Source organism: Kribbella sp. VKM Ac-2569, assembly GCF_004216905.1.
Classification (GTDB): Bacteria; Actinomycetota; Actinomycetes; order Propionibacteriales; family Kribbellaceae; genus Kribbella.
The window spans coordinates 2,337,065-2,350,049 of sequence record NZ_SGXJ01000001.1; the positions used below are offsets into that span (position 1 = coordinate 2,337,065).

12 protein-coding genes are annotated in these 12,985 nt (G+C 67.6%); 9 read left to right on the plus strand and 3 right to left on the minus strand.

The features are described 5' to 3' along the window. The first annotated feature begins 136 nt into the window (after positions 1 to 136). The 3 genes from EV649_RS11050 to EV649_RS11060 are packed head-to-tail and all read left to right on the plus strand — an operon-like array spanning position 137 to position 2,780. Positions 137 to 838, plus strand: a complete 702-nt coding sequence (locus EV649_RS11050; RefSeq protein WP_130383069.1) for a DUF969 domain-containing protein — start codon at positions 137 to 139, stop codon at positions 836 to 838. Continuing rightward, a complete protein-coding gene (locus tag EV649_RS11055) occupies positions 835 to 1,806 on the plus strand; it encodes a DUF979 domain-containing protein (RefSeq protein ID WP_130383071.1) in 972 nt (323 codons plus the stop codon). The genes EV649_RS11050 and EV649_RS11055 overlap by 4 nt, the downstream gene beginning before the upstream one ends. 8 nt (positions 1,807 to 1,814) lie before the next feature. After that, positions 1,815 to 2,780 carry a DUF2891 domain-containing protein gene (locus tag EV649_RS11060; protein ID WP_130383073.1) on the plus strand — a complete coding sequence of 322 codons (966 nt, stop codon included), beginning with the start codon at positions 1,815 to 1,817 and terminating at the stop codon, positions 2,778 to 2,780. On the opposite strand, the gene EV649_RS11065 is transcribed toward EV649_RS11060, so the two are convergent. Both EV649_RS11065 and EV649_RS11070 read right to left on the minus strand, forming a co-directional pair. Beyond that, on the minus strand, positions 2,728 to 4,506 hold the full coding sequence (locus EV649_RS11065; protein WP_130383075.1) for an ABC transporter ATP-binding protein: 1,779 nt from the start codon (positions 4,504 to 4,506) through the stop codon (positions 2,728 to 2,730). The two genes, EV649_RS11060 and EV649_RS11065, sit on opposite strands and share 53 nt — an antisense overlap. After that, positions 4,503 to 6,155 carry an ABC transporter ATP-binding protein gene (locus EV649_RS11070; protein ID WP_130383077.1) on the minus strand — a complete coding sequence of 551 codons (1,653 nt, stop codon included), beginning with the start codon at positions 6,153 to 6,155 and terminating at the stop codon, positions 4,503 to 4,505. Before EV649_RS11070 ends, EV649_RS11065 begins: the two co-directional genes overlap by 4 nt. Positions 6,156 to 6,300: 145 nt before the next feature. Here EV649_RS11070 and EV649_RS11075 point away from each other — a divergent pair, with 145 nt between their 5' ends. From EV649_RS11075 to EV649_RS11095, 5 genes are all read left to right on the plus strand, one after another. Then, positions 6,301 to 7,488: an ROK family transcriptional regulator gene (locus EV649_RS11075; RefSeq protein ID WP_130383079.1), complete on the plus strand. Its 1,188-nt coding sequence runs from the start codon at positions 6,301 to 6,303 to the stop codon at positions 7,486 to 7,488. Positions 7,489 to 7,498: 10 nt separating this feature from the next. Next, positions 7,499 to 8,755: a 6-phospho-beta-glucosidase gene (locus EV649_RS11080; RefSeq protein ID WP_130383081.1), complete on the plus strand. Its 1,257-nt coding sequence runs from the start codon at positions 7,499 to 7,501 to the stop codon at positions 8,753 to 8,755. Beyond that, a complete protein-coding gene (locus EV649_RS11085; RefSeq protein ID WP_130383083.1) occupies positions 8,743 to 9,747 on the plus strand; it encodes a BadF/BadG/BcrA/BcrD ATPase family protein in 1,005 nt (334 codons plus the stop codon). Before EV649_RS11080 ends, EV649_RS11085 begins: the two co-directional genes overlap by 13 nt. Before the next feature lie 90 nt (positions 9,748 to 9,837). Next, positions 9,838 to 10,551 carry a hypothetical protein gene (locus EV649_RS11090; RefSeq protein ID WP_130383085.1) on the plus strand — a complete coding sequence of 238 codons (714 nt, stop codon included), beginning with the start codon at positions 9,838 to 9,840 and terminating at the stop codon, positions 10,549 to 10,551. Positions 10,552 to 10,590: 39 nt separating this feature from the next. Next, positions 10,591 to 11,115, plus strand: a complete 525-nt coding sequence (locus EV649_RS11095) for a hypothetical protein (protein WP_130383087.1) — start codon at positions 10,591 to 10,593, stop codon at positions 11,113 to 11,115. 241 nt (positions 11,116 to 11,356) lie between these two features. On the opposite strand, the gene EV649_RS11100 is transcribed toward EV649_RS11095, so the two are convergent. Beyond that, on the minus strand, positions 11,357 to 12,226 hold the full coding sequence (locus tag EV649_RS11100; protein ID WP_130383089.1) for a hypothetical protein: 870 nt from the start codon (positions 12,224 to 12,226) through the stop codon (positions 11,357 to 11,359). 234 nt (positions 12,227 to 12,460) lie between these two features. Here EV649_RS11100 and EV649_RS11105 point away from each other — a divergent pair, with 234 nt between their 5' ends. Further along, on the plus strand, positions 12,461 to 12,916 hold the full coding sequence (locus tag EV649_RS11105) for a GNAT family N-acetyltransferase (RefSeq protein WP_130383090.1): 456 nt from the start codon (positions 12,461 to 12,463) through the stop codon (positions 12,914 to 12,916). Positions 12,917 to 12,985: the final 69 nt, after the last annotated feature.

The window sequence follows — 12,985 nt, forward strand, 5'->3', positions numbered from 1 at the left end:
GGACCCATGTGGTCACGGCGCGTTGTTGTGTTTCGGAAAGATTTGTTCGAATGATGCATTGCAGGATCGTTCAACAATCTCCTAAGGTGAGCGGAACATCCCCCTCAGCAACACCGTTCCGTCCCCGGGAGGAACCATGTGGGTTCTGCTCGCTATCGCGGTGGTGGTCGTCGGGTTCGCCCTCCGGATCAACTCGATGCTGGTCGTCACCGCGGCCGGCATCGTGGCCGGCCTGATCGGCGGCCTGTCGCCGGTCAAGATCCTGAACGCGTTCGGCGACGGCTTCGCCGGCAGCCGGTCCGTCACCGTCTTCATCGTCACTCTGCCCGTCATCGGGCTGATCGAGCGCTACGGCCTGCAACACCAGGCCCGCAAGCTCATCGGCAAGCTCAAAGTCGTCACCACAGGCCGCTTGCTGGCCATCTACCTGCTGATCCGGCAAGGCACCGCGGCCCTCGGCCTGACCAGCATCGGCGGTCCCGCGCAGGCGGTCCGGCCGCTCATCCACCCGATGGCCGCCGGTGCCGCGGAACGCCGGTACGGCAAGCTCCCGGAGAAACTCCAGGAGAAGATCAAGGGCTTCGCGGCCAGCGCCGACACCATCGGATTGTTCTTCGGTGAGGACATCTTCGTCGCGATCGGCTCGATCCTGCTGATCACCGGCTTCGTCGACACGACGTACGGCCTGCACCTGGAAGCGATCGACATCGCGCTCTGGGCGATCCCGACCGGGATCTGCGCGCTGCTCATCCACGGCACCCGGCTGCTGCTCCTCGATCGCCAGCTGGACAAGCTCGCGGCCGAGGACAAGGCCGCGACGAAGGAGGCCGCCCGATGATCAAGGTCGAGTGGTTCTACTGGCTGTGCGGCATCTTCTTCGTCCTGATCGCGCTGCAGGTGCTCAACGACCGCAGCAACCCGAAACGGGTCGGCAGCGCGGCGTTCTGGGGCATCCTCGGCCTCTCGTTCGGCTACGGCACCTTCGTGGTGAACAAGCAGGCGCCGTCCTGGCTGCTCGGTATCGCGGTGATCGGCCTCGCGGTCCTGGCCGGCTCGGGCTTCCCGGGCAAGGGCGAGGAGCGTACGACGACACCGGCCGAGCGCGTGCACTTCGCCGACCGGTTCGGCAACAAGTTGTTCCTGCCGGCGTTGGTGATCCCGGTGGTCGCGGCGATCTTCGGGGCCTGGCTCGCGAAGGTGAAGCTCGGCGACGGCAAGCTGCTGCTGCAGACCGGCTCCGCCACCATCATCGGTCTGGGGGTCGCGTCGATCCTGGCGCTGATCGTCGGCATGGTGCTGCTCCGGCCGAAGTCCCCGGCCGTGCCGGTGCACGAGGGACGTCGTCTACTCGAGCACATCGGCTGGGCAGCGATCCTGCCACAGATGCTGGCCACGCTCGGCCTGCTGTTCAACGCGTCCGGGGTCGGCAAGGCGGTCGGGCGGGTCACCGACCACCTGGTCCCGAAGGGCTCGTTGATCGCCGCGGTCGCGCTGTACTGCATCGGCATGGCGGTCTTCACGATCATCATGGGCAACGCGTTCGCCGCGTTCCCGGTGATGACGGCCGCGGTCGGCTGGCCGCTGCTGGTGCAGCAGTTCGACGGCACGCCGGCCGTGGTGTTCGCAGTCGGCATGCTGGCAGGTTTCTGCGGCACCTTGTGTACTCCGATGGCGGCCAACTTCAACCTGGTGCCCGCAGCGCTGTTGGAGATGAAGGACCAGTACGGGCCGATCAAGGCGCAGATCCCGACCGCGGTCCCGCTGCTCGGCTGCAACATCCTGATCATGTATTTCTTCGCGTTCTAAGGAGTTCCATGAAGTACGCCGCCGCCTGGGCAGACATCGCCTGCGAGGTGCTCGAGACGCCGTACCCGTACGGTACGGCCCACGCGTCGAAGGGCCCGGACGACGTCGACGTGACCCCGGATCGCCTGCACCCGGCGTTCCACGGGTCCTACGACTGGCACTCCAGCGCACACATGCAGTGGTCCCTGGTCCGGTTGCTGACGCTGGCACCGGACCAGGTCAGCCGCCGCCCGATCGAGGTGCTCGACCGGCGCCTGACGTCCGACGCGATCGCCACCGAGGCCGCGTACCTGCGGGAGCGTCCGTCGTACGAACGCCCGTACGGCTGGGCCTGGGCGGCGATGCTGGTTGCCGCCACCCGCAAGACCCAGTGGGCAGACGCGCTCACTCCACTCGGTGATGTCATCGCGGACCTCGTCCTCGCCTGGTTGCCGAAGCAGGCGTACCCGGTGCGGCACGGCGTACATCTCAACTCTGCGTTCGCTCTGGCGTTGCTGCACGAGGCGTACGGCGAACTGGGTCGCGCCGATGTGGTGGAGTCGATCCGAGCTCGCGCACTGCAGTGGTTCGGCAGCGACACGGCGTACGACACCCGGTTCGAGCCGTCGGGGACTGACTTCTTGTCACCTGCGCTGTCCGAGGCGGAGTTGATGCGGCGGGTGCTGCCGGACGCCGAGTTCGTCAGCTGGCTGTCCGCGTTCCTCCCGGGACTGGGTGGCGACGCGCATCAGCACCTGCTCGAGGTTCCGGTGACGGATGACTCCGGTGACGGGCAGCTGGCGCATCTGTCCGGGCTGGCCTTGTCACGGGCGTGGCAGCTGCGGACGATCGCGCCGGCGCTGCCGGAGGTTGCCGACGTACTGCGGGCTGGTGCGGACCGTCAGGTCGACGCGGTGCTGCCGACGGTCACCGACGGGGACTTCATGTCGACGCACTGGCTGGTGTCGTTCGCCCTCCTGGCAGACCAGGCGTAGACGTACCAGTCCAGCTACGCCACAGCTGCGCATAACGACCACCGCTTGCCAGCAACGCCTCATGTGTCCCTGACTCGGCCACGCGCCCATGGTCGAGTACGACGATCCGGTCCGCCTGCTCAGCTTGGGTCAACCGATGTGCGACGACCAGCGTGGTCCGTCCGGCCGTAGCCGCCGCACTGGCACGCTCCAGCGCACGCGCACCGGCGCTACCCGCCTCGGCCGTCGCCTCGTCCAGTACTGCGACCGGCGGGTCAGCAAGCACCAGCCTGGCAAAGGCGAGCTGCTGCGCCTGTGCACCTGTCAACGGATGGCCGCTCTCCCCCACGACCGTGTCCAAGCCGTCAGGTAGCGCACGCACCCACGCCGATGCGCCGACCCGATCCAGTGCTGCCTCTACTTCCTCAGCCGTTGAAGCGGGTCGTGCCAGCTGCACGTCTTCCATGAGCGTTCCAGAGAAGACGTGCACCTCCTGGCTGAGCAGGGCCACCTGGGTACGCGTCCGGTCCTCGCCCAGATCGCGTACGTCGACCCCACCGAGCTTCACAACACCCGTCGACGGCGCGAGCACACCAGCCGCGATCGCTGCCAACGTGGTCTTCCCGGCACCACTCGCCCCGACCAGTGCGACCCGTTCGCCTGGCTCCAGTCGCAGCGAGACTTTAGTGAGGACCTCAGGACCGTCGTAGTGGTGACTGATCACCTGCAGTTCCAGCGACGCGTCAGCGGGGTCAGGGCTCGCAGGTGGCTCCGGAGCCGGCTCGATCTCCAGTACGCCGGCCAGCCGCGCCATCCCGGCCGCCGCCGTCTGGATCTGGTCGAACTCCATCAGTACGACGTTCACCGGGTTGAACAACCGGTGAAAGTACAGGGCTGCCGCCGTCACGGCACCTACGCTCACCGAGTCCTCCCGCACCAGGAAGAACCCCGTGACCAGGATCGCCGTCAGACCGGTGAACTCGGCATGGTTGATCCGCGACGAGAAGAAGCTGAACAACCGGAAGACCGTGATCGAGATGTCCCGCGCCGTACCGGAGGTCTCCCCGATCGTCGCCAGCTGCCGATCCTCGAGCCGGTACGCCCGGACCGTCGCGCTGCCCCGCAGTGACGCGATGATCGCCTCGGACCGCTCGCCCATCGCGACCCGTTCCTGCTTGTAGTACGGCGCCGACCGCCGCAGGTACCACCGCAACGCCAGGTAGTACATGGGTACGGCGAGCAGACCGGCCAGACCGAGCCGCCAGTCGAGCGCGAACATCCCGCCGACAGTCAGCACGATCGTCAACGCCGCACCGAGCACCGACGGACCGACCTCGGTCAACGCGGCCGCCACCGACGCCACGTCGTCACCGACCCGCGAGAGCAGGTCACCCGTACGTACCTGCTCCAGCACCGGCGCGGGCAGCTGCAGCACCCGGTCAAGCACCTGCTCGCGGATCCGCGCCAGCACGGTCTCACCCACCCGCGCGACCAGCGTCACGCCGAGAGCCGTCAGTACGCCGGCCACCACCGCCGCCAGCGCGATCAACACCACGACCCGCACAACGGCCGACTTGTCGCCGATGTTGTCGATCAGCACACCAAGAGCCCACGGCGCGACCAGACCGGCCGCGCTGGCTCCCGTGATCACCACGGCCGCGACAATCGACAGCAGCGGCAGCCGCCGGAGCTCTCGCCACAGAACGCTCCACGTCGCCCGCGGGCCCGCGATCGGCAACAGGTTCATCGCAGCACCGCCTCCTGGTAGGCCGGGTCCGAGGCAGCCAGCTCGGAGTGGATGCCCTCAGCAACCACCGCCCCGTCGGCGACCACCACCACCCGGTCCATCTTTCCCAGCAGTGCCGGACTGCTCGTCAACACCAGCGTGGTCCGGCCGGTTCGCTCCTCGGCAAGACCCTCCGCCAGCAGCTCCTCGGTCACCGCGTCCACCGCAGTACTCGGATCGTGTAGCACCAGCAGCGGTGGCTCAGCGAGCAGCGCACGCGCCAGTCCGAGCCGCTGGCGCTGGCCGCCGGACAATGTCTGCCCCCGGTCGGCCAACGGCCGGTCGAGTTCTTCAATCAGGTCAGCAGCACCAGCAGCTGTCATGACGCGTTCCAGCCCGGCGTTCGCCAGGAGGTTGCTGCGCAGCGTTCCTTCGAACAGGTCCGTCTCGTGCCGCTCCAGCAACACGGTCCGCCGTACCGCATCAACGTCGAGCTCTTCGAGACGAGTACCGCCGACCAGCACGGAGCCGGTGTGCTCAGGTGCGCGTCCGGCGATGACCGTCAGCAGGGCGTCGGCGTCGCGGGGGTCGTAGCAGAGCACTCCGACGGATTCACCTGGCCGGAGTACGAGACTCAGCGACGACAGAGTCCCGTGTGAAACGCCTTCCACTGCAAGGAGAGGCTGGGTTGAGTCGATGGTTGTCGAGGTGCCCGTGGTTGTCACTGGGGGTGCCGAGAGGACCGAGGCGAGTCGCGAGGCCGAGGCGCGGGACATGGCGAGCACCTGGCTCGCGTAGCCGAGTGTCCCGACCGGCTCGGCGACGAACTGCGCCAGCCCGACGACCGTGATCAGTTCGCCGATCGTGATCCGTCCGTTCAACGCGAACCAGCCCGATACACCAGCAACCGCAGCCAGCAGCAGACCGCTCAGTGCGGTCGTCACACCGTCCTGCAGCCCGTTCGTCGACGCAGCACGCAGTGTTGCCCGCAGCGTCGCTTCACTTGATCGCCGGTACCGCGCGGCCGCGTTGTGCTGCGCTCCGATCCCCCGCAACGTCCGCAGCCCGCTGACCAGGTCCGTCGCCAGTGCGGTCGTCTGAGCGACCGCCTCCTGCTGGCTCGACGTACGACGTGTCAGCAACGGCGAGAGTGCCTGAATCCCCAGCACCAGCAGCGGTACGCCGATCAGCACCCCGAGCCCCAGCGGTACGTCGACCAACAGCAACGACACCGACGACACGATCAACGCCGTACACGCCGCCGCCCCCATCGAGACAGCTCGCATGACCAGCGCAGCCTTCTCCGCGTCCGACGTGGCGATCGACAACAGCTCTCCCGACCGCAGCCCGGTCCGGTGACCACGTGGGTCCAGCACGCGCTGCGCGATCTCCAGCCGGAGCAGGTGCGTCTCGTACTCGATCGCCCACACCACCTGGCGCGCACCGGTCTTCCAGGCGTTCGACAGTACGGCGAACAGCACCACCATCATCAGCACGCACCAGAGCAGCGGCTCGACGTGGCCGGTCGCCACCGCGCGGTCCACGAAGATCCCGATCGCGACCGGCACCGCTGCCTCGGTCGCCTGGTGCAACGACAGGACCAGCACCCCCGCGACCATGCGGCCCCGATGCCGCCGAATCGCCCGCCTCAACAGCTCCCCATTGGACATAGTTAGGCAACCCTAACCCACGGCAACGGATTGACACCTGCGGAAGTCCGCCGTACGGTCTCGCGTTAATAGGAAACTTTCCTAACAGTTCGTGAGATCAGCGCGGCGAGTACCCGCGGGCGGCGAAGGGAGGCAGGGTTGGCCCATGGCAACAACACCCGGAACGCCGCGCCTGCTGCGCGCGATGAACGACCGCGCCGCCCTGGACCTGCTGCTCAGCCAGGGCCCGCTCTCCCGCACCACGCTGGGCCACCTGACCGGGCTGTCCAAGCCGACCGCGTCCCAGCTGCTCGCGCGGCTGGAGGCTGCCCGGCTGGTCCGCCCGAGCGGTACCACCGCCGGCCGCCCCGGCCCGAACGCGCAGCTGTACGAGATCAACGGCGGCATCGCGTACGTCGGCGGGCTGGACGTCACGCCGACCCGGATCCGTGCCGCCGTCGCGGACCTGACCGGCAAGGTGGTCGGCCACTACGAGCTGGCCACCCCGGGCCGCAGCGCCAAGGGCACGGTCGACCGTGTGGTCAAGGCGATCGAGGGCGCGGCCGGCGAGGCGGGCCTGAGCCGTGAGCGCCTGCATCGGGTCTCGATCGGCACGCCTGGCGGGTTCGACCCGACGACCGGCCGGCTGCGGTACGCGACCCACCTGCCCGGGTGGCACGCCCCGCACCTGCTGGAGGAGTTGGCCGCGGCGATCGCCGTACCGCTTGAGGTCGAGAACGACGTCAACCTGGCCGCGATCGCCGAGCAGCAGATCGGCCACGCCCAGGAGTACGACAACTTCGTGCTGCTCTGGGGCGAGGAAGGCATCGGCGCCGCGATTGTCATCAACGGCCGCCTGCACCGCGGTGCGACCGGCGGCGCGGGCGAGGTCGCGTTCCTGCCGCTACCGGGTACGCCGTTGGTCCGCAACGTCGGCCGCAACAACGCCGGCGGTTTCCAGGAACTCGCCGGCGGCGAACCCGTCCTGGAGCTCGCCCGTGAGCACGGCCTGAAAGCCCGTACGCCGGAGGCCGCGATCGCGATCGCGCTGCAGACGGAAGGCGCGGGCGACGCCGTACTGAACGAGTTCGCGCACCGGCTCGCCGTCGGTCTGGCCGCGATCGTCGCGGTCGTCGACCCGGAGCTGATCGTGCTGGCTGGTGGCGTCATCACCGCGGGCGGCGAACGCCTGCGTGGTCTGGTCCAGGACGAGCTCGCCGATCTCGCCGTACCCCGGCCGCAGCTGTTGATGACCGCGATCAGCACCGACCCCGTGCTCTCCGGAGCACTGCAGTCCGCCCTGAGTACCACCCGCGACGAGGTCTTCGACACGGCGGGGCCACCCATCACTTAGGAGTCAACAGATGAAACTCGCAGTCGTTGGTGGCGGATCCACTTACACGCCTGAGCTCGTTGATGGCTTCGCCCGACTGCGGGACACGTTGCCGGTGTCGGAGCTGGTGCTGGTCGACCCGGTCGCCGATCGGCTCGAGCTGGTTGGCGGTCTGGCGCGGCGCATCTTTGCGAAACAAGGACATGCGGGCCGGGTGATCACCACGTCCGACCTGGGCGCAGGGATCGACGGTGCGGACGCCGTACTGCTGCAGCTGCGCGTCGGTGGGCAGGCTGCACGCAACGAGGACGAGACATGGCCGCTGGAGTGCGGTTGTGTCGGCCAGGAGACCACAGGCGCCGGCGGTCTCGCGAAGGCGCTGCGGACGGTACCTGTCGTGCTGGACATTGCCGAGCGAGTACGGCGTACCAACCCGGACGCGTGGATCATCGACTTCACCAACCCGGTCGGGATCGTGACGCGCGCCCTGCTGTCCCATGGGCACAAGGCAGTCGGGCTGTGCAACGTGGCGATCGGGTTCCAGCGCCGGTTCGCCGCGATGCTGGGAGTCACGCCGGAGGAGGTGTCACTCGATCACGTCGGGCTGAACCACCTCACCTGGGAGCGCGCGGTCCGCGTCAACGGTGACGACGTACTGCCTCAATTGCTCTCCAAGCACCTGGGCGAGCTGTCGGACGACCTGCACCTCCCACCGGACCTGGTGCGACAGCTGGGCGTTGTCCCGTCGTACTACCTGCGCTACTACTACGCACACGACGCCGTGGTGCAGGAGCTTCTGACAAAGCCGTCCCGAGCCGCTGAGGTCGCTGCACTCGAGAAAGAGTTGCTGGACATGTACGCCGATCCGCAGCTCGACGAGAAGCCCGCACTACTCGAAAAGCGCGGCGGCGCGTACTACTCGGAGGCAGCCGTCGCACTCGCATCGTCTTTGTTGAACGACACCGGCGACGTGCAGGTTGTCAACACGCTCAACAACGGCACCTTCCCGTTCCTGCCCGATGACGCTGTCATCGAAGTACCGGCCACGGTCAACGCACAGGGCACGAAACCGGAGCCGGTGTCCCCGCTGGAGCCCTTGTACGCCGGACTTGTCGCCCACGTGACGGCGTACGAGGACCTGGCGTTGGAGGCCGCCGTGAAGGGTGGATCCGAGCGCGTGTTCCAAGCTCTGCTGGCGCATCCACTGGTCGGGCAGATCTCCATCGCACAGGAGCTGACGGACAAGCTGCTGGCGCACAACAAGGACTACCTCCCGTGGGCGCGCTAGTCCCGGGCGGTGTTCTCGCCTTCGACGCCGGCAACAGCAAGACCGACGTCGCTCTCGTCGCCGCCGACGGGACAGTACTCGGTACGGCGCGTGGCGGCGGGTTCGAGCCGCAGCGGATCGGCGCCGCGGCCGCTGTGGACGGACTGGAGCCACTGGTCCGAGCTGCGGCGACCGCGGCGGGGATGCGCGTCGGCGACGTACCACTGGTGCAGCAGATCTCGGCGTGCCTGGCCAATGCCGACCTGCCCATCGAGGTCGAGCAACTCACTGCTGTCTTCGAGGACCGCGGCTGGGCCGAGTCGGTGTACGTCACCAACGACACCTTCGCGCTCCTGCGTTCCGGACTGGACGAGCCGCGTGGTGTCGCAGTCGTGTGCGGCGCGGGTATCAACTGCTCCGGAATGCTGCCGGACGGACGCACCGCGCGGTTCCCGGCACTGGGCAAGCTGACTGGCGACTGGGGTGGCGGTGCACAGCTGGCCGAGGAAGCGTTCTGGTCGGCATCGCGGGCCGACGACGGCCGCGGTCCGGCCACCGCACTGCTCAGCGCATTGCCGATGCACTACGGGCTGCCGTCGCTGACCGCGGTGATCGAGGCGTTCCACTTCGGTGAGCTGCCGGCCGAGCGGCAACTGGAGGCCGCGCCGGTCCTGTTCCAGGTCGCGGCCGCCGGCGACGTCGTTGCCCTAGGCATCATTCAGCAGCAGGCCGAGGAGATCGTCGCGATGGCCGTGAGTGCGTTGCGGCGGCTCGACCTGCTCGGCGAGCGGGTCACCGTGGTCCTCGGCGGCGGCGTGCTGACGGCCGGCCACTCGGTCCTTCTCGACCGGGTCACGAAGCTGCTCGCCGACGTTGCCCCGAAGGCGATCCCGCGCGTGGTCGACGTACCGCCGGTGGTCGGCGCGGCCTTGCTCGGACTTGATCACACGGCCGCCGGAGCGAGCGCTCAGGAACGGTTACGTACCGCATTCGCGCCGCCACCGGCTGCTTGATATTGCAGGCCTGTTTCATTCGAATCCGATGCAAACTCCTGAGTGCGGTGTGGCGTCCCACTAGTAGGACCACATCCACTCGGGAGGTCGATGATGATTCGCAGGATCATTGGTCTAGGTAGCACGACAGCACTCGCGGTCACCGCACCGCTTCTTCTCACCGGCGCCGCACCTGCCAACGCCGGCACCACCACCAGTTGCAGCCAACTGCAGTCCGCCAAGAGCATCTCGGCGGTGTCGTACGCCGACCGACTCGTCCGCGCCTGGGGTCGCGGCGACGCCGCGGCGACCAACTGCTATGCATCCACAGCGGCAGCACGCACCCTTTACGCACAGACGATGCGTGGCGGAATCCACTGGCGGCGCGTCTCCACCGAAGGCGCCGCGGGCACGATCTACGTGACGTACCACGACGACGCCCGCGGCGGGAATCTCACGATCGGCGTACAGAACGTCGGTCTGCGCGCAACGAACGGCTGGCACGCGGCGTACACCGCCAAGTTCGCCGGCGAGCCGAAGGCCTGGAGCGCGGTCCAGTGGTCGGACAACCTGGTCCGGTCCTGGGGGCGCGGCGACGCGAAGTGGACGGCCTACTACGCGACGCCGAAGGTCGTCCGGCAACTGCGCAACATCTCCGCGAAGGGCGGATCGCACTGGCGGCGGATCTCGGCTGAGGGTGCGGCGGGTACGACGTACACGACGTACCAGAACGACGCCACCGGGCGCATGCTGCGGATCGGCATCTCGCATGTCGCACTGTCGGACGGGGACGCGCACGCGGCGTACACAGTGACGTACTGGTGATTACTTGAGCTCGACCTGTTTGGGTGTAATCATGATTACATGAGTACGCAGACCGAGCAGGAGAAGGTGCGGGGCTGGCTGACCGGACGGTTGCCGGGCGACTGGTTCGAGGGTGAGACCGAGCTGGAGATCGACCGGGACGAGATCCTGATCGTCGGCCGGATCCCCGCACCCGAGCAGAACAAGGACGTGAGCGCGGCCGAGCGCTCCGCCGCCGAGGACGGCCGGATCAAGCAGTTCCGCGAGGACACCCGCGAGCGCCGGATCGAGATCGCCCGCGAACTGGAGCATGCCACCCGCCGGAAGGTCGCATGGGGTCTGCGCTGCGGCGAGACCCGCACCGTCTTCACCTCGCTGTCCGCGCCGGTGATGACCCGCCTCCGCCAGCCCGAACGTCAGGTCCTCGACACCCTCGTCGACGCCGGCGTAGCCCGCTCCCGCAGCGACGCCCTCGGCTGGTGCGTCAAACTCGTCGCCCAGCACAGCGAAACCTGGCTGGCCGACCTCCGCGAAGCCATGACCAAGGTCGAAGAGGTCCGCAAAGCAGGCCCCGACAACAGCTAACTGGTGCCCACCGACGACGCGCGATGTCGAGTGGTGTGGTGTGTTGCAGGTAGCCGAGAGGTAGCCAGGTCTGGGGAATGCTACCCACCTGAAGAGACCAGCTCATGTCCCCAGTCGCTCCGGTCACCCCGGCTGGACTGGGCCGCGAATTCTGTGCTCATCAGGTAGTACAGGCGACGGGCGGCAATCCGGTTGGATTGCCGCCCGCCTGAGGAGAACAGCCTTGATTTGAACTGCTTGGTTACTGACCCTGCTGCCAGTTGCCGTTCTGCGGGATGCCGTTGGACCAGTTGCCAGGCGCGGCGCTGTGGGCCGGGTGCTGCTCGGGCTGGGTGGGCTGGGTGGGCTGCTGGTAGCCGCCGCCCTCGTAGTTGCCCTGGTACTCACCCTGGTAGCCGCCCTGCTGCGGGTACGCCGTCGTACCGTTGTCCATGCCGTTCTGCGCGGCCGGCTTGACCATCTTGTCCTTGTCGAACAGGTTGTTCAGTGCGCGGCCGGCCATCTCGCGGCCCCCGAGGCCGAAAGCGAGACCGAGAGCAAGCGCGGCGCCCGCGAGGACGATCAGCAGCGTGTTGCCGGTGAGCTGGACCGCGACACCGAGCTGGGTCAGCGCGGCGAACGCGGCGTACACGAGCACGGCGTACCGGGCCACCTTGGCCAGGGTCTCGTTGCCGGTCGCGCCGCGGATGACGGCGGCCAGGAAGTTGGCGAACAGCGCCGCCAGGCAGACGATCACGATCGCGGCGAAGATCCGCGGGATGTAGCCGAGCATGTCGCTCATGAAGTTCGAGATCTCCGGTACGCCAAGTGCGGAGGCGAACATCGTGAAGCTGATCAGGAAGACGAACCAGAACACGACCTTGCCCAGCATGGCCGAAGCGGTCAGCCCCGTGCCCGACCGTTGCAGCACACCGGAGACGCCGGCGCGTTCCATCCAGCCGTCGAAGCCGACCTTGCCGAGCAGCCGGCCGACGAGATTGCCGAGAATCTTGGCCACGAAGTAGCCGACGACCAGGATGACCAGGCCGCCCAGCAGGTTCGGGATGAACGACAGCAGTTTGCTGAACGCATCCTCGAACGGCTGGGTGAAGTCGATAGCTAACGCTGACATCGGATGTTCCTTCCGGACTGGCCCGCATCCGCTGTCGGCACATGACTGCACCAACCCCGGCACGGGCGGATGCAGTGGTGTCCAGTATGACTCGTACCCTCAGATGCCTTGGGCAAACAACGTTCCAGGCGCGCCGGGGCAACGAAAAGTGTTTGCGTAAGGCAATCACCATGGCGGTACTTCGGTGCTTACCCTGCTGACTGAACCGCTTCAGGCATTTGCGATCCTGTACCGATGAACGATGTCGTGATCCGCCGCGCCACCGCTTCCGACGTTGCCGCGATCGTCGCGATGATCGCCGACGACCAACTCGGCGCCACCCGCGAGTCACTCGACGACCTGACGCCGTACCTGGCGGCGTTCGAGCAGATCGATGCCGACCCCAACCAACTGTTGGTAGTTGCTGATCGCAACGACGAGGTGATCGGCACGCTCCAGCTCACGATCATCCCCGGCCTGTCCCGCCGCGGCTCCACCCGCGGCCTGATCGAGGCCGTCCGCGTCGCCGCCCCCGCCCGCGGCTCCGGCCTCGGCAGCACCCTCGTCCGCTGGGCCGTCGAAGAATCCCGCACCCGCGGCTGCACCCTCGTCCAACTCACGTCGGACAAGTCCCGCACCGAAGCCCACCGCTTCTACACGAACCTGGGCTTCACCAACACCCACGAGGGCTTCAAACTCAAACTCCGGTAACACTGCCCGCCTGCCGAGTGCAACCCGCAACCACCATCACGGCAACAAAAACCGCCACCACACGTCGAC

Bases quoted from the DNA above. Each gene is read 5' to 3' on its own strand.
- EV649_RS11050 (WP_130383069.1), top strand. From the start codon at position 137: ATGTGGGTTCTGCTCGCTATCGCGGTGGTGGTCGTCGGGTTCGCCCTC.
- EV649_RS11055 (WP_130383071.1), top strand. From the start codon at position 835: ATGATCAAGGTCGAGTGGTTCTACTGGCTGTGCGGCATCTTCTTCGTC.
- EV649_RS11060 (WP_130383073.1), top strand. From the start codon at position 1,815: ATGAAGTACGCCGCCGCCTGGGCAGACATCGCCTGCGAGGTGCTCGAG.
- EV649_RS11065 (WP_130383075.1), bottom strand. From the start codon at position 4,506: ATGAACCTGTTGCCGATCGCGGGCCCGCGGGCGACGTGGAGCGTTCTG.
- EV649_RS11070 (WP_130383077.1), bottom strand. From the start codon at position 6,155: ATGTCCAATGGGGAGCTGTTGAGGCGGGCGATTCGGCGGCATCGGGGC.
- EV649_RS11075 (WP_130383079.1), top strand. From the start codon at position 6,301: ATGGCAACAACACCCGGAACGCCGCGCCTGCTGCGCGCGATGAACGAC.
- EV649_RS11080 (WP_130383081.1), top strand. From the start codon at position 7,499: ATGAAACTCGCAGTCGTTGGTGGCGGATCCACTTACACGCCTGAGCTC.
- EV649_RS11090 (WP_130383085.1), top strand. From the start codon at position 9,838: ATGATGATTCGCAGGATCATTGGTCTAGGTAGCACGACAGCACTCGCG.
- EV649_RS11095 (WP_130383087.1), top strand. From the start codon at position 10,591: ATGAGTACGCAGACCGAGCAGGAGAAGGTGCGGGGCTGGCTGACCGGA.
- EV649_RS11100 (WP_130383089.1), bottom strand. From the start codon at position 12,226: ATGTCAGCGTTAGCTATCGACTTCACCCAGCCGTTCGAGGATGCGTTC.
- EV649_RS11105 (WP_130383090.1), top strand. From the start codon at position 12,461: ATGAACGATGTCGTGATCCGCCGCGCCACCGCTTCCGACGTTGCCGCG.